Origin of the sequence: Streptomyces sp. HUAS CB01 (assembly GCF_030406905.1) — a bacterium.
GTDB classification, from domain to species: Bacteria; Actinomycetota; Actinomycetes; order Streptomycetales; family Streptomycetaceae; genus Streptomyces; species Streptomyces chengbuensis.
Map to the genome: position 1 here is coordinate 3,952,629 of NZ_CP129137.1, position 18,589 is coordinate 3,971,217.

The 18,589-nt window shown below is 68.1% G+C and carries 15 protein-coding genes; 8 read left to right on the plus strand and 7 right to left on the minus strand.

Annotated elements, in window-relative coordinates; genetic code table 11:
• The first annotated feature begins 370 nt into the window (after positions 1–370).
• On the plus strand, positions 371–1,708 hold the full coding sequence (locus QRN89_RS17535; protein ID WP_290350370.1) for an MATE family efflux transporter: 1,338 nt from the start codon (positions 371–373) through the stop codon (positions 1,706–1,708).
• Positions 1,709–1,860: 152 nt separating this feature from the next.
• On the opposite strand, the gene rplI is transcribed toward QRN89_RS17535, so the two are convergent.
• The 4 genes from rplI to rpsF form a co-directional block, all read right to left on the minus strand.
• Complete coding sequence (rplI, locus tag QRN89_RS17540; RefSeq protein ID WP_290350371.1) at positions 1,861–2,307, minus strand: 50S ribosomal protein L9; 447 nt, start codon at positions 2,305–2,307, stop codon at positions 1,861–1,863.
• A gap of 18 nt (positions 2,308–2,325) precedes the next feature.
• Complete coding sequence (gene rpsR, locus QRN89_RS17545) at positions 2,326–2,562, minus strand: 30S ribosomal protein S18 (protein ID WP_003949403.1); 237 nt, start codon at positions 2,560–2,562, stop codon at positions 2,326–2,328.
• A 73-nt stretch (positions 2,563–2,635) separates the two neighbouring features.
• Entirely contained in the window at positions 2,636–3,217 is a 582-nt protein-coding gene (locus QRN89_RS17550; RefSeq protein WP_290350372.1) for a single-stranded DNA-binding protein, read from the minus strand.
• Positions 3,218–3,290: 73 nt separating this feature from the next.
• Positions 3,291–3,581, minus strand: a complete 291-nt coding sequence (gene rpsF, locus QRN89_RS17555; protein ID WP_004950685.1) for a 30S ribosomal protein S6 — start codon at positions 3,579–3,581, stop codon at positions 3,291–3,293.
• A 297-nt stretch (positions 3,582–3,878) separates the two neighbouring features.
• On the opposite strand from rpsF, the gene QRN89_RS17560 reads away from it, so the two are divergent.
• The 3 genes from QRN89_RS17560 (at position 3,879) to QRN89_RS17570 (ending at position 6,514) form a co-directional block, all read left to right on the plus strand.
• Positions 3,879–4,193: a hypothetical protein gene (locus QRN89_RS17560; protein WP_290350373.1), complete on the plus strand. Its 315-nt coding sequence runs from the start codon at positions 3,879–3,881 to the stop codon at positions 4,191–4,193.
• 105 nt (positions 4,194–4,298) lie between these two features.
• A complete protein-coding gene (locus QRN89_RS17565; protein WP_290350374.1) occupies positions 4,299–5,417 on the plus strand; it encodes a lipid II:glycine glycyltransferase FemX in 1,119 nt (372 codons plus the stop codon).
• Between the two features lie 65 nt (positions 5,418–5,482).
• Entirely contained in the window at positions 5,483–6,514 is a 1,032-nt protein-coding gene (locus tag QRN89_RS17570) for an alanine racemase (RefSeq protein WP_290350375.1), read from the plus strand.
• 66 nt (positions 6,515–6,580) lie between these two features.
• On the opposite strand, the gene QRN89_RS17575 is transcribed toward QRN89_RS17570, so the two are convergent.
• The gene (locus tag QRN89_RS17575; protein ID WP_290350376.1) at positions 6,581–8,074 is read right to left on the minus strand and encodes a glycosyltransferase family 87 protein; all 1,494 of its coding nucleotides are present in this window, start codon (positions 8,072–8,074) and stop codon (positions 6,581–6,583) included.
• Positions 8,075–8,208: 134 nt separating this feature from the next.
• Positions 8,209–10,935, minus strand: a complete 2,727-nt coding sequence (locus QRN89_RS17580) for a transglycosylase domain-containing protein (protein ID WP_290350377.1) — start codon at positions 10,933–10,935, stop codon at positions 8,209–8,211.
• A gap of 361 nt (positions 10,936–11,296) precedes the next feature.
• Here QRN89_RS17580 and QRN89_RS17585 point away from each other — a divergent pair, with 361 nt between their 5' ends.
• The 3 genes from QRN89_RS17585 (at position 11,297) to QRN89_RS17595 (ending at position 14,516) form a co-directional block, all read left to right on the plus strand.
• Positions 11,297–12,016 (plus strand): PadR family transcriptional regulator, encoded by a 720-nt coding sequence (locus QRN89_RS17585; protein ID WP_290350378.1) that lies wholly within the window; start codon positions 11,297–11,299, stop codon positions 12,014–12,016.
• 52 nt (positions 12,017–12,068) lie between these two features.
• Positions 12,069–13,151 carry an inositol-3-phosphate synthase gene (locus QRN89_RS17590; protein WP_290350379.1) on the plus strand — a complete coding sequence of 361 codons (1,083 nt, stop codon included), beginning with the start codon at positions 12,069–12,071 and terminating at the stop codon, positions 13,149–13,151.
• 96 nt (positions 13,152–13,247) lie between these two features.
• The gene (locus tag QRN89_RS17595) at positions 13,248–14,516 is read left to right on the plus strand and encodes an MFS transporter (RefSeq protein ID WP_290350380.1); all 1,269 of its coding nucleotides are present in this window, start codon (positions 13,248–13,250) and stop codon (positions 14,514–14,516) included.
• A 91-nt stretch (positions 14,517–14,607) separates the two neighbouring features.
• Here the strand turns inward: QRN89_RS17595 and QRN89_RS17600 are convergent, their stop codons facing one another.
• Positions 14,608–16,074, minus strand: coding sequence for a CCA tRNA nucleotidyltransferase (locus tag QRN89_RS17600; protein ID WP_290350381.1), 1,467 nt, complete (start codon positions 16,072–16,074; stop codon positions 14,608–14,610).
• Positions 16,075–16,253: 179 nt separating this feature from the next.
• On the opposite strand from QRN89_RS17600, the gene QRN89_RS17605 reads away from it, so the two are divergent.
• Positions 16,254–18,578 carry a DUF6049 family protein gene (locus QRN89_RS17605; protein ID WP_290350382.1) on the plus strand — a complete coding sequence of 775 codons (2,325 nt, stop codon included), beginning with the start codon at positions 16,254–16,256 and terminating at the stop codon, positions 18,576–18,578.
• Positions 18,579–18,589 lie beyond the last annotated feature (11 nt).

Genomic DNA, 18,589 nt, shown 5'->3' on the forward strand with positions numbered 1-18,589 from the left:
CACGGCACTGACAACACGGCAGGCCCGATTCCGCTTCGCGGCACATCGGGCGCCGGTCCACGGTAGGGCCGTCGGCACCGTCAGCCAATCTGGTTATCCACAGGCCGTGTGGACGACGGAGCGGATGCTGTGGAGAACCCCGCGGAACCTGTGCACGGAGCGGGGGACAGCACTGTGGACAAAGTCATACGTCCCATTTCGCATGGGGCCTGACCTGCACGTTTTCCGTCCACCGGCTGTGGGGGAGAAAAACTTCCCCAGCCGGATCAAGATCAGAACAAACGGCGCACAGCAGAAGCCCCGCCCCATGATTCGGTAAGGATCACAAACTCATTGCATCGCTTACCTGTGGAAGATTAGATTGGTGCGCATGACACAGGCTCCCGCGACGTCGAGATCCAGCCGCCGCCGACATGATCGCGAGATCATCGCGCTCGCCGTCCCCGCCTTCGGAGCGCTCGTCGCGGAGCCCCTGTTCGTGATGGTCGACAGTGCGATCGTGGGCCACCTCGGCACCCCGCAACTCGCAGGGCTGGGCATCGCGGCTGCGCTTCTGATGACCGCGGTCAGCGTCTTCGTCTTCCTCGCCTATGCCACCACTGCCGCAGTCGCGCGCCGCGTGGGCGCGGGCGATCTGAGCGCTGCGATCCGCCAGGGCATGGACGGCATCTGGCTGGCCCTCCTGCTCGGCATAGCGGTCGTCGCCGTCACACTGCCCTCGGCACCCTGGCTGGTCGACGTCTTCGGTGCCTCCGACACGGCGGCTCCGTACGCGATTACCTATCTGCGCATCTCGAGCTTCGGCATCCCCGCCATGCTCGTGGTCATGGCCGCCACCGGGGTGCTGCGCGGTCTCCAGGACACCCGTACCCCCCTCTACGTGGCGATCGGCGGCTTCGCCGCGAATGCGGCCCTCAACCTCGGTCTCGTCTACGGCGCCGGCCTCGGCATCGCCGGCTCCGCCTGGGGCACGGTCATCGCCCAGTGCGGAATGGCTGCCGCCTATCTCGTGGTCGTCATCCGGGGCGCACATCGCCACGGCGCCTCCCTGCGGCCGGACGCCGGGGGGATACGGGCGAGCGCCCAGGCGGGTGTACCGCTGCTGATCCGTACGCTCTCGCTGCGAGCCGTCCTGCTGATCGCCACCGCCGTTGCGGCCCGTATGAGTGACACGAGCATCGCCGCGCACCAGATCATCCTCGCCCTCTGGAGCCTCACGGCCTTCGCCCTGGACGCGATCGCGATCGCCGGGCAGGCCATCATCGGCCGCTATCTGGGCGCCGACGACCCCGTAGGGGCACGTGCGGCATGCCGACGCATGGTGGAGTGGGGAATCGCCTCGGGCGTGGTGATCGGACTTCTGATCGTGGTGGCGCGTCCGCTCTTCATCCCCCTCTTCACCAGCGACCCCACGGTCAAGGACACCCTGCTGCCGGCCCTGCTCGTGGTGGCCATCTCCCAGCCCATCGCAGGTGTGGTGTTCGTCCTCGACGGTGTGCTGATGGGCGCCGGTGACGGCCCCTATCTGGCCGGAGCCATGCTCATCACGCTCGCGGTGTTCGCGCCGGTCGCCCTCCTGGTGCCGGCCCTCGGCGGCGGGCTCACCGCCCTTTGGGGGGCCATGGGCCTGATGATGACGGTCCGGATGGCGACCCTGTGGCTGCGGGCCCGCTCCGGCCGCTGGATCGTGACAGGGGCCACGCGCTGACGAGCGGAGTTTCACGTGAAACGCCTCCAGGGCCGTCTTCCGATGCGCTCGACGACGGAGCCGCCCTCGGCACCGTAACGGCGCCCTCGGAACGGCAAGAGGGCCGCACCCTGGCGGGTGCGGCCCTCTCATGCTGCTCTGCGGGCAGTCGCTCAGGCGGCGACGACCTCGACGCCGAGCTTCGCGGCAACCTCGGGGTGCAGACGCACGGACACCTGGTGCGAGCCCAGGGTCTTGATCGGCGCACCGAGCTCGACACGGCGCTTGTCGACCTCCGGGCCACCGGCGGACTTGATCGCCGAAGCGATGTCAGCCGGGGTGACGGAGCCGAACAGACGGCCGGCGTCGCCGGAGCGAACGGCCAGACGCACCTTCACGCCCTCGAGGCGGGCCTTGATCTCGTTGGCCTGCTCGATGGTCGCGATCTCGTGGATCTTGCGGGCGCGGCGGATCTGCGCGACGTCCTTCTCGCCACCCTTGGTCCAGCGGATCGCGAAACCGCGCGGGACCAGGTAGTTGCGAGCGTAGCCGTCCTTGACGTCGACGACGTCGCCGGCAGCGCCGAGACCGGACACCTCGTGGGTGAGGATGATCTTCATGTTTCGGTCACCCTTCCCTTAGCGCGCGGTGGACGTGTAGGGCAGCAGCGCCATCTCACGGCTGTTCTTGACGGCCGTGGCGACGTCACGCTGGTGCTGCGTGCAGTTGCCGGTCACGCGGCGGGCACGGATCTTGCCGCGGTCGGAAATGAACTTCCGCAGCATGTTCGTGTCCTTGTAGTCCACGTACGTGACCTTGTCCTTGCAGAAAGCGCAGACCTTCTTCTTCGGCTTGCGCACAGGCGGCTTCGCCATGGTGTATCTCCTGTGTGATCAAGAAGTGGGAGTACGAGCTCTCCCGGGAACCGCTCCCCTGAGGGGCCGGCCCCTAGAAAGGAGGCTCGTCCGAGTAGCCGCCGCCGGAGCCGCCGCCCCAGCCGCCACCGCCGCCGCCCTGCTGCTGCTGACCGCCGGCCGGCGCGCTGCTGGCCCAGGGGTCGTCGGCGGGAGCACCGCCGCCGCCCTGCTGCTGGCCGCCGCCGGGACCGCCGCCCCAGCTGCCGCCCTGCTGCTGGCCACCGCCGTAGCCGCCCTGGCCACCGCGACCGGTGGTCTTGGTGACCTTGGCCGTGGCGTTCTTGAGGCTGGGGCCGACTTCCTCGACGTCCAGCTCGTAGACCGTGCGCTTGACTCCCTCACGGTCCTCGTAGGACCGCTGCTTCAGCCGGCCCTGCACGACGACGCGCATGCCTCGCTGGAGCGACTCGGCGACGTTCTCCGCCGCCTGACGCCAGACCGAGCAGGTGAGGAAGAGGCTCTCGCCGTCCTTCCACTCGTTGGTCTGACGGTCGAAGGTGCGGGGGGTGGACGCGACACGGAACTTCGCGACCGCCGCACCGGACGGGGTGAAGCGCAGCTCGGGGTCGTCGACGAGATTGCCGACGACCGTGATGACGGTCTCGCCTGCCATGGGTGAACCTCTCGGCGGGATTGCTTCTGGCTGCTTGCTGCTACTCGAACCCGATGACCTCTGAGCTAGGTGCTCAGTGGGTCTCGGGACGGAGGACCTTGGTCCGGAGGACCGACTCGTTCAGGTTCATCTGGCGGTCGAGCTCCTTGACGACCGCAGGCTCGGCCTGCAGGTCGATGACCGAGTAGATGCCCTCGGGCTTCTTCTTGATCTCGTAAGCGAGACGACGACGGCCCCAGGTGTCGACCTTCTCCACCTTTCCGTTGCCCTCACGGACGACGGAGAGGAAGTTCTCGATCAGCGGGGAGACAGCACGCTCCTCGAGATCGGGGTCGAGGATGACCATCACCTCGTAGTGACGCATGTGGAACCCACCTCCTTTGGACTCAGCGGCCACGGTCGTTCCGTGGCAGGAGGGTCGTGATGCGTTGAGCATCGATGCCTACGCAGTAAATCAGGCGACTCTGACAATCGGCCTCGCCGTCGATCCGGGAGGGCGAGGTATCGAGAGCCGGCCTGGGCAGACACCGGTGCAGACGCTACACAGTACCCGTCCACCCGCTTCCGGTTGAAATCCGGCGTCCGCCCACCGCACCCTGTACGCATCGGGTGTGGGCGGCGTCACAGTGCGCCGCCCTCCGGGAATGCCAGGAGGTGCTTCATGGCGCAATCGCAACCGAATCCCACCGGCTCTCTCCTCGCCACGGACGGCAAGCCCCATCCACTCCAGGACACGCTGATGGCCGTGACCCTGGTCCTGGGTGTGGTGGCCTTCGTGACGGCGCAGTTCCACAGCCTCCACCTGCTCAGCTCCTGGTCCGGGCTCATCGGGATCCTCACGGGCGCGTACGGCCAGTTCATCTCGGCCACCACCCGGGAACGCTTCCTTCTGGTCATCGGGCTGGGGGCCTCGGCCGTCGGCTTCTTCCTCGGAATGGCACACGGTGGCCTCTTCGGCGGCCTGATCGGCTACTAGCCCTCCCCACGCGCACACGCGGGGCGCTTCCCGGGCCCAGTAGGCTTCGGCGCGAGAGCCGGAGCCCCTGACCCATGGGGACACACCAGCCGAGGAGCGCCCCGCATGAGCCTGACCCTGAGGACCATCAGCCGAGAGCAGCATCTGGCGTACATCCAGAGCCTGCCTTCGGCGAGTCACTGCCAGGTCCCGGCATGGGCGGACGTCAAGACCGAGTGGCGCTCCGAGAACCTCGGCTGGTTCGACAAGAGCGGGGAGCTCGTCGGCGTCGGCCTCGTGCTGTACCGCCAGCTCCCCAAGATCAAGCGCTACCTGGCCTATCTCCCCGAGGGCCCGGTGATCAACTGGTACGCCCCCAACCTGGACGACTGGCTCCAGCCGATGCTGGCGCACCTCAAGAACCAGGGCGCCTTCTCCGTGAAGATGGGTCCGCCGGTCGTGATCCGCCGCTGGGACGCTCCGGCGATCAAGGCGGGCATCCAGGACCCGGACGTGAAGCGCCTGCGGGACGTGGAGGCGAGCCACATCGAGCCCCGCGCCTTCGAGGTCGCGGACCGGCTCCGCAAGATGGGCTGGCAGCAGGGGGAGGACGGCGGCGCCGGCTTCGGCGACGTGCAGCCGCGGTACGTCTACCAGGTCCCGCTGGCCAACCGGTCGCTCGACGACGTGCTCAAGGGCTTCAACCAGCTGTGGCGCCGGAACATCAAGAAGGCCGAGAAGGCCGGTGTCGAGGTCGTCCAGGGCGGTTACGAGGACCTGGCCGAGTGGCAGCGGCTGTACGAGATCACGGCCGAGCGCGACCGCTTCCGGCCCCGCCCGCTCTCGTACTTCCAGCGTATGTGGACGGTCCTGAACTCCGAGGACCCCAACCGCATGCGGCTGTACTTCGCCCGGCACAACGGGGTGAACCTCTCGGCGGCGACGATGCTCGTCGTCGGCGGCCACGTCTGGTACTCCTACGGCGCCTCCGACAACATCGGCCGCGAGGTCCGGCCCTCGAACGCGATGCAGTGGCGGATGCTGCGCGACGCCTACGCCATGGGTGCCACCGTCTACGACCTGCGCGGCATCAGCGACTCGCTCGACGAGTCCGACCACCTCTTCGGGCTGATCCAGTTCAAGGTCGGCACCGGCGGCGAGGCCGTCGAGTACGTCGGCGAATGGGACTTCCCGCTCAACAAGCTTCTGCACAAGGCGCTCGACATGTACATGTCGCGCCGCTGATCCTGCCGCAACCTCGCTCACACCTCTGATACACCGCTGCCACCAGAAAGGTTCCGGACCCGGCCATGGCGCTCTCCCTCTACGTCGACACCGCGCGCTGGCGGGCGCACCAGAAGTCCGTGATCGACCAGTTCCCGGGGCTCGTGCCGGTCTGCAAGGGCAACGGCTACGGGTTCGGTCACGAGCGTCTCGCCGAGGAGGTGACCCGTTTCGGCGCGGACATGCTCGCCGTGGGCACCACTTACGAGGCGGCTCGGATCAAGGACTGGTTCGGGGGCGACCTCCTCGTGCTCACGCCCTTCCGCCGCGGTGAGGAACCGGTGCCGCTGCCCGACCGCGTCATCCGCTCGGTCTCGTCCGTCGACGGCGTGCACGCCCTGGTCGGCGCGCGGGTCGTCATCGAGTGCATGAGCTCGATGAAGCGGCACGGCGTCTCGGAGCACGACCTGAACCAACTGCACTCCGCGATCGAGGACGTGCGGCTGGAGGGCTTCGCCCTCCATCTGCCCCTGGACCGCACGGACGGCTCCGACGCGGTGGAAGAGGTCATCGGCTGGATGGACCGGCTGCGGACCGCGCGGCTGCCCCTGCACACCATGTTCGTGAGCCATCTGCGGGCCGACGAACTCGCGCGGCTGCAGCAGCAGTTCCCGCAGACCCGCTTCCGTGCGCGGATCGGCACCCGGCTGTGGCTCGGCGACCACGAGGCCACCGAGTACCGGGGTGCCGTCCTCGACGTGACCCCCGTCGTCAAGGGCGACCGCTTCGGATACCGCCAGCAGAAGGCCGCCTCGGACGGCTGGCTGGTGGTCGTCGCCGGCGGCACCTCGCACGGTGTGGGCCTGGAGGCCCCCAAGGCGCTGCACGGCGTCATGCCGCGCGCCAAGGGCGTCGCCCGCGCCGGTCTGGCGACCGTCAACCGCAACCTGTCGCCGTTCGTCTGGGCGGGCAAGCAGCGGTGGTTCGCCGAGCCCCCGCACATGCAGGTCTCGATCCTCTTCGTCCCCGCCGATTCGACGGAGCCGAAGGTCGGGGACGAACTGGTCGCCCACCTGCGCCACACGACCACCCAGTTCGACCGTCTGGTCGACCGCTAGCCGCGGTCCGGCCCCCGGGGGCCACTCCGATGACCCGAGGCCCCCGGGACGGGCGCCGCGGCCCGCTCAGCGGGTCGCCGGGCCGGTCGTGCCCCACTCCACCCGCGGTCCCTCCACGGCGTGCGCCGCATGCCGCGGCGGATGGGCTGCCTGGCCGAGCACGAAGACGTCCGGGGCCCTGTCGAGAACGCCGCCGGACGGGTCGTCCGACCCGTCCTGCCGCACCACGTCCCGCTCGGGCATGAGGGCGTCCCGTACGACCACGGCGCACAGGTAGAGCGTGCCCAGCAGGTGCAGGGCGATCGCCAGCTGGTAGCCCTCCGGCGGAAGGCCCTGGTGCTTGTCCCCGCTCGTCGTGTACGCGAGGTACATCCAGATGCCCAGGAAGTACATGACCTCGCAGGCCTGCCAGATCAGGAAGTCCCGCCAGCGCGGCCGGGCCAGCACCGCCAGGGGGATCAGCCACAGCACGTACTGCGGCGAGTAGACCTTGTTGGTCAGGACGAACGCCGCCACGACCAGGAAGGCGAGCTGCGCGAACCGCGGTCTCCGGGGGGCGGTGAGGGCCAGCCCGGCGATACCGGCGCAGGCCAGCAGCATCAGCAACGTCGCATAGGTGTTGACCGTGTCGACCTCGATCGACTCGCCCGTGCGCTGCGTGATGACCAGCCAGAAGGAACCGAAGTCGACCTGCCGCTCCTGGCTGAACGTGTAGAACTTCTTCCACCCCTCGGGCGCCAGGAGCATCACGGGCAGGTTCACCACCAGCCAGGCCCCCGCCGCACCGAGGAACGCCGTCCCGTACTCCCGGTACCTGCCGGCCCGCCAGCACAGCACCAGCAGGGGCCCCAGGAGGAGCACCGGGTACAGCTTGGCCGCCGTGGCGAGCCCGATCAGGAGGCCGAAGGCCAGCGCACGCCCGCGTGACCACATGAGCATCGCCGCCGCGGTGAGAGCGACCGCCAGCAGGTCCCAGTTGATGGTGGCGGTCAGGGCGAACGCCGGTGCCAGGGCCACCAGCAGGCCGTCCCACGGCCTGCGGCGCTGGGTCCGCGCGACGCACACGGCGATGATCGCGGCGCAGATCATCAGCATGCCCGCATTGACCATCCAGTAGATCTGCTCGCGGTGCTGGACGGATCCGCCTGACGGGGTGAGCCACGCGGCGACCTGCATGAACAGTCCCGTCAGCACGGGGTACTCGAGGTACTCCATGTCGCCGTCCAGCCGGTCGAAGTACGGCACCAGACCGTCGGCGAAGCCCCGCCCGAGGAACAGATGCGGGATGTCGGAGTAGCAGGCGTGCGTGTACTGCGAGCTGGTGCCCCGGAACCACGCCCAGTCGTAGCAGGGGATCTTCTGCACCATGCCGAGTGCGAACATCCCGATCGCCACCAGGGCGACGACCCTCACAGGCGTGAGCCGGCTGCCGCCGACCCGTGCCCAGCGGCCGAGGGGGCCCCCGATGAGCTCACTGCCGGCAGCCGCGATCTCGTCCCTCTGCGTGGGACTGACCTGCGGCTCGTCGTGCTGCGGCATCGTCTTCTCCGGGCTCGGCATGGAGCACATCCTGCCGTACCGGGCCGCGCCCGCGTGCGGCCTGTGGACAACGACCTGTGGACAACGGCGAGGGCCGTGGCCCGGAGTCGTCCTCCGGGTGCCACGGCCCTCTCGGCGCGTTCAGGGGCGGATCGTCAGCCTTCCGGTCCTCCCAGCCAGCCGCCGCCGCTCCCGTTTCCTTGTGAGCCGTTGCCGTTGCCGCCTGTCGGCGGTGAGGGGCTGGTGGTCACACCGCCATCCGTGGCACCACCGTCCGTGGTGCCCGTGTCGGTCCCCCCGTTGCTCGGATCACCGTCCTGACCGGCTGTCGGGTCACACGTCCAGTCGAACCGGTCGCAGGACTCCGAGGGCTTCGGAGTCTCGGACGGGGTCTCCGAGGGCGTCTCGGACGGAGTCTCGGACGGAGTCTCCGAAGGGGTCTCGGTCGGCGTCGGCTCGGGGCTGGTGAGACCGCCGCCGTAGACGGCGTCGCCGTCGAGGGCCTCGGGCTCGGGGAAACGCTCGACTTCGGCGCCCTTGAGCGCGTCCTCCATGTAGTCGTGCCAGATCTCGGACGGGAACGACGAACCGTGGATCTTCTGCTGACCGCCCGTTCCGAACATCTCCAGGAACTTGCGGTTCTTGTTCTCCGCGTTGTCGTCCATCCTGTACATGTCGATGGCGGTCGCCAGCTGGGGCGTGTAGCCGACGAACCACGCCGACTTGTTGCCGTCGGTGGTACCGGTCTTGCCGGCGACGTCACGGCCCGGGAGGCGGGCGTTGCGGCCCGTGCCCTCGGGGTCCTCGACGACGTCCCTCAGCACGTCGGTGACATTGCTGGCGACGGCCGAGGAGAACTTCCGCTCCGACTTGTCCTCGTGCTTGAAGATCACCTTGCCGCGGTGCTCCACCTGCTTCACCGAGTACGGCTCGCGCTGCTCGCCGTTGGCGGCGAAGGTGGCGTAAGCGCCGGCCATGCGGATCGCGCTGGGGTCGGAGATGCCGATGGAGAAGGACGGGACGTCGGACTCGACGAGCGAGTCCTCTCGCAGACCGGCGTCCATCGCCGCCTCGCGCACCTTGTCGATGCCGACGTCCATGCCCAGCTGTACGAAGGGCGAGTTCGCGGAGTGGATCATCGCTTCGCGGAGGCTGATGTCCTTGTAGGACTCGTCACCGTCGTTGCGCTGCAGCCACTCCTCGCCCTTCTCGTTCCGCCAGACGGTGCCGTCGTACTTCTTGATCTTGAGCTTGTTGACGCCGTTGTACCGGCTCTTGTCCGGGTCGAGGATCCGGCGCTCCTCCGGGCCCTGGACGGGTCCGGAGTTCGGGTCGCGCACGCCGTCCCGCATCGCGGCGGCGAGCACGAACGGCTTGAAGGTCGAGCCGACCTGCGCACCGGTCTTGTCCGCGTTGTTGGTGAAGTGCTTCGTCGCGTCCTCACCGCCGTAGATGGCGACGATCGCCCCGGTCTTGGGGTTCACGGAGGCACCGCCGAACTGGACGTGGGTGTCCGTCTCCGGGCGCTTCTTCGCGTCGATGTTCTTCTTGCGGACGTTCTCGACGGCCTTGGTCAGCTTCTCGACCTTCTTCTTGTCGAAGGTCGTGTGGATCTCGTAGCCGCCCTTGGCGAGGTCCTCGGCGGTGATGCCCTGGTCGTTGTTGTTGATGAAGTAGGCCTTGGCGAGGTCGACCAGATAGCCGGTCTGACCGCCGAGCTGCGCGTTCTTCTTCGGCTTGTCGGGCTTCGGGAACTCCTTGACGGCCTCCGCGTGCTCCGCGGCGGTCAGGTAACCGTCCTTGCGCATCTCGCCGAGGATCCACGTCCAGCGCTTGGTGGCACGCTCGGTGTTGGCCTTCGGCGTGGCCTTGGCGTCGATCTCCGTGGCCCCGGCCGGGTCGTAGTACGTCGCGCCCTTGAGGAGCGAGGCCAGGAAGGCGCACTGGCTCGCGGTGAGTTCCTTGGCGTTCACGCCGTAGTAGGTGCGGGCGGCGGCCTGGATCCCGTAGGCGCCCCGACCGTAGTACGACGTGTTGAGGTAGCCCTCCATGATCTTGGGCTTGTCGACCTCGGTGCCGACCTTCATGGAGATGAAGAGTTCCTTGACCTTGCGGCTCAAGGTCTGGGACTGGTCGCCGAGCATGGCGTTCTTCACGTACTGCTGCGTGATGGTGGAGCCGCCCTGGGTCTGGCCGCCCTTCGCCATGTTGACCACGGCACGGGCGATACCCATCGGGTCGATGCCCTTGTCGGTCTCGAACGTCTTGTTCTCGGCCGAGATCACCGCGTTCTGCATGTGGGAGGGGATGTTGTCGATCGAGATGATCTGGCGGTTGACCTCACCACCGGTCGCGGCCAGCTGCGACCCGTCGGCGTAGTAATAGACGTTGTTCTGCGCACCGGCGGCCTTGTCCTGCTCCGGGATCCCCACCACCGCGTACGCGATGGTGCCGGCGGTCATCAGGCTGCCGAGGAACGCGAGACAGAGCCCGGCCACGAGCTTCCACGACGGCACCCAGCGGCGCCAGCCGTACTTGTCGTGACGCGGATAGTCGATCAGCCGCTTCTTTCCGGGCCCACCTCCCCGGCCGCGCCCAGGTCCTCCCGGACCGCCGCCGCCGCGGCGGCCGCCTCCGTGGCCGCCGATCCCGGCGCCGCCGGCCTCCGAGGCCCTTCTGCGGCCACCCCCGCCACGCTGGGCGGCCCGCCGGGCGGCAGCCCGGCCTCCGTACGGTTGCTCGTCTCCGTGCGACGCGGAGGGAGAGCTGGTGCTTGCGCCTCGGGCTGCGCGGCGGCCAGTCGGAGACTGTTGGGCGGCGCGCCGGGCCGCGGCACGTCCGCCGCCCTCGGGCTGCGGCGGTTTGCGACGGTGCTCGCTCATCGAACGACTACTCCTCGAGCAGGCGCGAACGCCTGGAAGCGGCAGTTGAGATCCGGTCCCCCCGACATCAATACGGACCAGCCCGGCGGAGGGCTCATCCGCAATGCATCCAGGACGAGGACGCCTCCTGGTGTCACACGGTTCCCGGTGGTCTGCATGGCGCACAGACTACGCACGAGCAAAAGCCCCCCAGGTCGACAATTCACTCCAAATCAGACAAGTTGCTTGCGGTGAATTGGGGATGTGACGCCGGTCACAAGGGTCACCCTTGTCGCAGCAGCAGCGTCGCTCTATCGTCTGGATGTATCGAGTCGATACATCAGCACGGCATAGACATCCGCGAAGGCAGAGGAGGCGATCGATGAGCCGACGTTCCGGCATCCTCGAATTCGCCGTTCTCGGCCTGCTCCGCGAGGCCCCCATGCACGGGTACGAGCTGCGCAAGCGGCTCAACACGTCGCTGGGGATCTTCCGGGCCTTCAGTTACGGGACCCTCTACCCCTGCCTCAAGACGCTGGTCGCCAACGGCTGGTTGATCGAGGAGCCGGGCAGCGCTCCCGAGGACGCCCTCGCCGCCTCGCTCGCGGGGCGCCGAGCCAAGATCGTCTACCGGTTGACGGCGGAAGGTAAGGAGCACTTCGAGGAGCTCCTGTCCCACACCGGCCCCGATACCTGGGAGGACGAGCACTTCGCAGCCCGGTTCGCCTTCTTCGGCCAGACGGAGCGCGACGTGCGGATGCGGGTGCTGGAAGGCCGGCGCAGTCGGCTGGAGGAGCGTCTGGAGAAGATGCGCGCCTCCCTCGCCCGCACACGCGAGCGCCTCGACGACTACACGCTGGAGCTTCAACGGCACGGCATGGAATCCGTCGAGCGCGAGGTGCGCTGGCTGAACGAACTCATCGAGAGCGAGCGGGCGGGGCGGGACCAGCGACGGTCCACGGCCTCCGGGGAAGCCGCTCGGCAGGACCACACATCTGGAGAGTCGGGCGGCCTGCCCCGGCGCGGGGACGAAGCGTCCCCCGGTGGTGCCGCCTCGCGGCACACCACCCCGCCGGATCCGTCCGAAGACACCACCAACTGAGATCCCGCGTCGAAGCAGGGTCTCGCACGAGAACACACAGGGAGCAGCCGGAATGGGTTCGGTTCGCGTAGCCATCGTCGGCGTGGGCAACTGCGCCGCCTCGCTGGTGCAGGGCGTCGAGTACTACAAGGACGCAGACGCGGGCACCAAGGTGCCGGGTCTGATGCACGTCCAGTTCGGCGACTACCACGTCCGTGACGTCGAGTTCGTCGCCGCCTTCGATGTCGACGCGAAGAAGGTCGGCCTCGACCTCGCGGACGCCATCGGTGCCAGTGAGAACAACACCATCAAGATCTGCGACGTCCCGTCCACCGGCGTGACCGTCCAGCGCGGTCACACTCTCGACGGTCTCGGCAAGTACTACCGCGAGACCATCGAGGAGTCCGCCGAGGCCCCGGTCGACATCGTCCAGGTCCTCAAGGACAAGCAGGTCGACGTCCTCGTCTGCTACCTGCCCGTGGGCTCCGAGGACGCCGCCAAGTTCTACGCCCAGTGCGCCATCGACGCCAAGGTCGGCTTCGTCAACGCCCTCCCGGTGTTCATCGCGGGCACCAAGGAGTGGGCGGACAAGTTCACCGCCGCCGGCGTGCCGATCGTCGGTGACGACATCAAGTCGCAGGTGGGCGCCACCATCACGCACCGTGTGATGGCGAAGCTCTTCGAGGACCGGGGCGTCATCCTGGACCGCACGATGCAGCTGAACGTCGGCGGCAACATGGACTTCAAGAACATGCTCGAGCGCGAGCGCCTGGAGTCCAAGAAGATCTCCAAGACGCAGGCCGTCACCTCGCAGATCCCCGACCGTGAGCTCGGGGAGAAGAACGTCCACATCGGCCCGTCCGACTACGTGGCCTGGCTGGACGACCGCAAGTGGGCCTACGTCCGCCTGGAGGGTCGCGCCTTCGGTGACGTCCCGCTGAACCTGGAGTACAAGCTCGAGGTCTGGGACTCCCCGAACTCGGCCGGTGTCATCATCGACGCGCTGCGTGCCGCGAAGATCGCCAAGGACCGCGGCATCGGCGGCCCGATCCTCTCGGCGTCCTCCTACTTCATGAAGTCCCCGCCGGTCCAGTACTTCGACGACGAGGCCCGCGAGAACGTCGAGAAGTTCATCAAGGGCGAGGTCGAGCGCTAACTCGACACAGGGCCGCGCACTCCGCGTCCTTCTGCTCCGTCGAGAGTCCCCGTGGCATCTGCCCGGGGACTCTCTGCGTATGTGACGCTTGCCCACATGCCTGTCGTACGTGATCTGCGCGTACTCCTGCGCCTGACGAACTTCCGCCGTCTCCTTGCCGTACGGCTGCTGTCGCAGTCGGCCGACGGGGTGTTCCAGGTCGCACTCGCCACGTACGTCGTCTTCTCGCCGGAGAAGGAGACCTCTCCGGGAGCGATCGCTGCTGCGATGGCGGTGCTGCTCCTGCCCTACTCCCTCGTCGGTCCGTTCGCCGGTGTCCTTCTGGACCGATGGCCTCGCCGGCAGGTATTCCTCCACGGGAATCTCCTACGGGCCGTCCTCGCCTGCTGCACGGCCATGCTGATGCTGGCACCGGTACCCGAATGGCTCTTCTACGCCTCCGCGCTCTGCGTCACGGCGGTCAACCGCTTCGTGCTGGCCGGTCTCTCCGCGGCCCTTCCGCGGGTCGTCGACGAGGAGCGCCTCGTCATGGCCAACTCCCTCTCACCGACGGCGGGCACGCTCGCGGCCACCGTCGGCGGCGGCCTGGCGTTCGCCGTACGCATCGCCGCCTCCGACTCGGACGTGGTCGTCGTACTCCTCGGCGCAACGCTCTATCTCTGTGCGGCGATGGCGTCGCTTCGCATGGGGCGGGAACTACTCGGCCCCGACCCGGAGTTGGTCCAGCCGCGTCTGTTCGCGGCCCTGGCCTCGACCGCCCGTGGCCTCGTCAGCGGGCTGCGCCATCTGGGGGAGCGCCGCACCGCCGCCCACGCTCTCGCCGCGATGACCCTGCTGCGTTTCTGCTACGGCGCCTTGACCGTGATGGTCCTCATACTGTGCCGGTACACCTGGTCCGAGACGGAGTCGGAGGGCCTGAAGCTTCTCGGCCTGGCCGTGGCCCTCTCCGGAGCCGGATTCTTCGCCGCCGCCGTCATCACACCGTGGGCGGTCGGCCGGCTCGGCCAGTACGGGTGGATGGCGGCCCTCTCAGGCGCGGGCGCGCTTCTGGAACCGGCCCTGGGCCTGACGTTCGCGCCTGCACCGATCCTCACCGCCGCATTCGCCCTCGGGACGGTCACCCAAGGGGCCAAGATCGCGACAGACACGGTAGTGCAGACCTCCGTCGACGACGAGTACCGAGGCCGGATCTTCTCCCTCTACGACATGCTCTTCAACGTCGCCTTCGTCGGCGCCGCCGGGGTGACGGCCCTGATGCTGCCTCCGGACGGCCGCTCCGCCCCCCTGGTCGTCCTGCTGGCCGCGCTCTACGGGCTGACTGCCGCGATGCTTCTGCACTGGCGCCGCGGCGGGGCCGGCCCCTGAAAGGGGATGGGCGATGTTTCACGTGAAACATCGCCCATCGATCCCCGTCACGCGGTCATGTTTCACGTGAAACATGACCCTCGTTCCACGGTCAGCCCTGCGTCGCCCACCACTCCTTGAGTGCCGTCACCGCGTCAGCATGTTCCATCGGCCCGTTCTCGAGTCGCAGCTCGAGCAGGAACGCATACGCCTTGCCGATGACGGGTCCAGGGCCGACCCCCAGGATCTCCATGATCTGGTTGCCGTCCAGGTCCGGCCGGATCGCGTCCAGCTCCTCCTGCTCCTGGAGCTGAGCAATCCGCTCCTCAAGCCCGTCGTACGTGCGGGAGAGAGCGGCCGCCTTCCTCTTGTTGCGTGTGGTGCAGTCCGAGCGGGTCAGCTTGTGCAAGCGCTGGAGCAACGGGCCGGCATCCCGCACATAGCGACGCACGGCCGAGTCGGTCCACTCTCCGGTGCCGTAGCCATGGAAGCGCAGATGCAGCTCCACGAGACGAGCGATGTCCTTGACCATGTCATTGGAGTACTTGAGCGCCGTAAGGCGCTTCTTCGTCATCTTGGCCCCCACCACCTCGTGGTGGTGGAAGGAGACACGGCCGTCCGACTCGAAGCGCCGGGTCCTGGGCTTGCCGATGTCATGGAGAAGCGCGGCGAGCCTCAGGACGAGGTCCGGCCCGTTCTCCTCCAGAGCGATCGCCTGCTCCAGCACGATCAGCGAGTGGTCGTAGACATCCTTGTGGCGGTGGTGCTCGTCACTCTCCAACCGCAGCGCCGGCAGTTCCGGGAGGAAGCGGTCGGCCAGCCCCGTGTCCACGAGGAGCGCGAGGCCCTTGCGCGGGTTCGGAGCGAGGATCAGCTTGTTGAACTCATCACGGACCCGCTCGGCCGAGACGATGTCGATACGGTCGGCCATCTCCTTCATCGCCGTGACGACCTCCGGGGCGACCTCGAAGTCGAGCTGAGCGGCGAAGCGTGCCGCACGCAACATGCGCAGCGGATCGTCGGAGAACGACTCCTCCGGGGTCCCAGGGGTCCGCAGCACACGGGACGCAAGGTCCTGCAACCCTCCGTGAGGGTCGATGAACTCCTTCTCGGGAAGTGCGACGGCCATCGCGTTCACCGTGAAGTCGCGACGGATCAGGTCTTCCTCGATGGAGTCGCCGTAGGAGACCTCCGGCTTCCGCGAGGTCCGGTCGTAGGCCTCGGAACGGTAGGTCGTGACCTCGATCTGGAAGCGCTGCAGCCCGTCCCCGACCCGGCCGTCCTTCTGGCAGCCGACCGTGCCGAAGGCGATCCCCACTTCCCACACGGCATCCGCCCAGGGGCGGACGATCTTCAGGACGTCCTCGGGGCGGGCATCGGTGGTGAAGTCGAGATCATTGCCGAGCCGGCCGAGCAAGGCGTCCCGTACGGAGCCACCGACCAGTGCCAGACGGAATCCGGCATCCTGGAATCGACGGGCGAGATCATCGGCGACCGGGGACACGCGCAGCAGCTCGCTCACGGCGCGGCGCTGCACCTGGCTCAGTTCGGTGAGATTGTCATCGTTGGCGTTCGGCACAACAGAAAAGGGTACGTGCACCTACGGCCCGTGGCTTCCCTGTTTCCGCCTGCCGGCACCGCCCTTCCGATCATGTGGAGCAGTCCCGAGCACTTCGTCACAGCGCGCCTCGTTACCATGCGGGGACGCACCTAGCGACACCCACCAACGGCAAGAGACGACGAGGGACGGACGAACGCGTGGCCGAGGCGGCAAAATCCCAGGGGATGGCTATCTCTCCTGCCCGCCGGTGGTTGCGACGCGCAGCTGCCCTCCTTGCGGGAACCCCGTTGCTCGCCGGTCTGCTGTACCTGCCGGCGACGCCGGTCGCCCATGCCGCGGAGAAGGCGAGCGACGCCGACACCGTCGATGTGGCGCTGAACAGCCTCTCTCCCAGCGTCCCTGTGAAGGACGACACTCTCACCATCTCGGGCACCGTCACCAACAAGGGCAAGAAGGCCATCACGGACGCAGAGGTCGACCTGCGCGTCGGACCCCGTCTGTCGGGCCGTCCGGACATCGACGAGGCCGCGAAGGCCACCGGCTACACCCCCGGCACAGACGCCGGGGCGCTCGGCGGCCCCTACAGCGTCAAGATCGACCGCCTGGCCACCGGGATCAGCGAGGACTTCACGCTGACCGTCCCGGTCAGCAAGCTGAAGCTGGACGACGCAGGGGTCTATCAGCTCGGTGTGTCCCTCTCCGGGCAGACGGCCGGCAGCTCCTACGACAGGGTGCTCGGCATCGAGCGCACCTTTCTCCCCTGGCAGCCGGAGGCCGTGAGCAAGAGGACCCAGCTCACCTTCCTCTGGCCGCTGATCTCCACCACCCACCTGTCGGCGGAGACCGGCTCGGACGAGCAGCAGACCCCGGTCTTCGAGAACGAGGCACTCGCCTCGGAGCTCGCACCCGGCGGCCGGCTGGACCAGCTCGTCTCGCTCGGCAGCCAGCTCCCGATCACCTGGGTCATCGATCCCGATCTGCTCGCGACGGTCGACGCCATGACCCGGAACTACGAGGTCAGAACCGCCACGGGAGACACGGTGCCGGGCCGGAACCAGGCCGTGGCCAAGCAGTGGCTGAGCACCCTCGAGAAGGCGGTCCAGGACCGCCAGGTCGTCGCTCTTCCCTTCGCGGACCCGGACCTGGCGTCTCTCGCGCACCGCGGCAAGGACGTCTCCGGGTCGCTCAGCCATCTGCAGCCGGCGACGGCGGTGGCCGAGACGACGGTGGAGACCATCCTTCACGTGAAGCCTTCGACCGACTTCGCCTGGCCCGTGGAAGGCGCCATCGACCCGTCGATCGTCGACGTCGCCACCTCGGCGGGCGCCCACAACATCATCGCCCGCAGCGACAGCCTCAGGGAGACCGGATCGGTCTCGTACACGCCATCCGCGGCCCGCCCCATCGGCGGCGGCACGACGGCCGTGGTCGCGGACGCACGGCTCTCCAAGGCCTTCTACGGCGATCTGAGCACGGCCGGTACCTCCACGCTCGCGATCCAGCAGTTCCTGTCCCAGTCGCTGGCGCTCACCCAGCAGGCGCCTGACGCCCAGCGGAGCATCGTGGTCGCACCCCAGCGGATGCCGACGGCAAGCCAGGCACAGACGATGGCCAAGGCACTGCAGGGGCTGGCGGGCCAGCGCTGGACCCAGCCACTGGACCTGATCGGGGCCGCGGAGGCCAAGCCCGACCCGGACGCCACGACCCGGGTGCCGGCTGTCTCCCAGTACCCCAAGAACCTCAGGGTCCGCGAGCTTCCCGTTCAGACCTTCCAGGACATCAAGGGCACGCAGGAGACCCTGGACAGCTTCAAGGTCATCCTCACGTCCCCCGACCGGGTCGTGACGCCGTTCGGCAACGCGATCAACCGCGAGATGTCGACGTCCTGGCGCGGCAAGGCAGGTGTGGCGGCCCAGTACCGCAATGGCGTGCAGACCTATCTGGAGGACCTCACCACCGAGGTGCGGCTGATCCAGAAGTCTGCCCTGACCCTGTCGGGACGCAGCGCCACCATTCCCGTGACGGTGCAGAACAAGCTGGTCCAGGGGGTCGACCACCTCGTCCTCCGGCTGAAGTCCTCCAATCCGACCCGGCTCAAGCTCGACGACGGCAGCGTCGTCGCCGAGCAGCCCATCAAGATCAACGGTGGCCACAGCCAGTCGGTGAAGTTCGCCGCGGCCGCCAATGCCAACGGTCCGGTTCAGGTCACGGCTCAGCTGTACACCGAGGACGGCAAGCTGTACGGCGGGCCGATGACCTTCACGGTCAAGGCTTCCGAGATCACTCCGACCGTGATGCTTGTCATTGCCGGCGGAGTGCTGCTGCTTGTCCTCGCAGGCGTCAGGATGTACACCCAGCGCAAGCGGGCGGCGGCCCGGGAGGCTGCCACCGCGGGCGAAGCGGCTGATGGGACCCGCGAGAGTGCGGTCGCCGACACCCCGGAGCAGCCGAGTGACCCGACACCGGACACCGCACCGGAAAGCACCGACCCGTCGGGTGCGGGTGAGAAGGTGGACCGTTGAGCGATGTCGTG

Coding starts and splice junctions, on each gene's coding strand:
- QRN89_RS17535 (WP_290350370.1), top strand. CDS start 371: ATGACACAGGCTCCCGCGACGTCGAGATCCAGCCGCCGCCGACATGAT.
- rplI (WP_290350371.1), bottom strand. CDS start 2,307: ATGAAGATCATCCTCACCCACGAGGTGTCCGGTCTCGGCGCTGCCGGC.
- rpsR (WP_003949403.1), bottom strand. CDS start 2,562: ATGGCGAAGCCGCCTGTGCGCAAGCCGAAGAAGAAGGTCTGCGCTTTC.
- QRN89_RS17550 (WP_290350372.1), bottom strand. CDS start 3,217: ATGGCAGGCGAGACCGTCATCACGGTCGTCGGCAATCTCGTCGACGAC.
- rpsF (WP_004950685.1), bottom strand. CDS start 3,581: ATGCGTCACTACGAGGTGATGGTCATCCTCGACCCCGATCTCGAGGAG.
- QRN89_RS17560 (WP_290350373.1), top strand. CDS start 3,879: ATGGCGCAATCGCAACCGAATCCCACCGGCTCTCTCCTCGCCACGGAC.
- QRN89_RS17565 (WP_290350374.1), top strand. CDS start 4,299: ATGAGCCTGACCCTGAGGACCATCAGCCGAGAGCAGCATCTGGCGTAC.
- QRN89_RS17570 (WP_290350375.1), top strand. CDS start 5,483: ATGGCGCTCTCCCTCTACGTCGACACCGCGCGCTGGCGGGCGCACCAG.
- QRN89_RS17575 (WP_290350376.1), bottom strand. CDS start 8,074: ATGCCGAGCCCGGAGAAGACGATGCCGCAGCACGACGAGCCGCAGGTC.
- QRN89_RS17580 (WP_290350377.1), bottom strand. CDS start 10,935: ATGAGCGAGCACCGTCGCAAACCGCCGCAGCCCGAGGGCGGCGGACGT.
- QRN89_RS17585 (WP_290350378.1), top strand. CDS start 11,297: ATGAGCCGACGTTCCGGCATCCTCGAATTCGCCGTTCTCGGCCTGCTC.
- QRN89_RS17590 (WP_290350379.1), top strand. CDS start 12,069: ATGGGTTCGGTTCGCGTAGCCATCGTCGGCGTGGGCAACTGCGCCGCC.
- QRN89_RS17595 (WP_290350380.1), top strand. CDS start 13,248: ATGCCTGTCGTACGTGATCTGCGCGTACTCCTGCGCCTGACGAACTTC.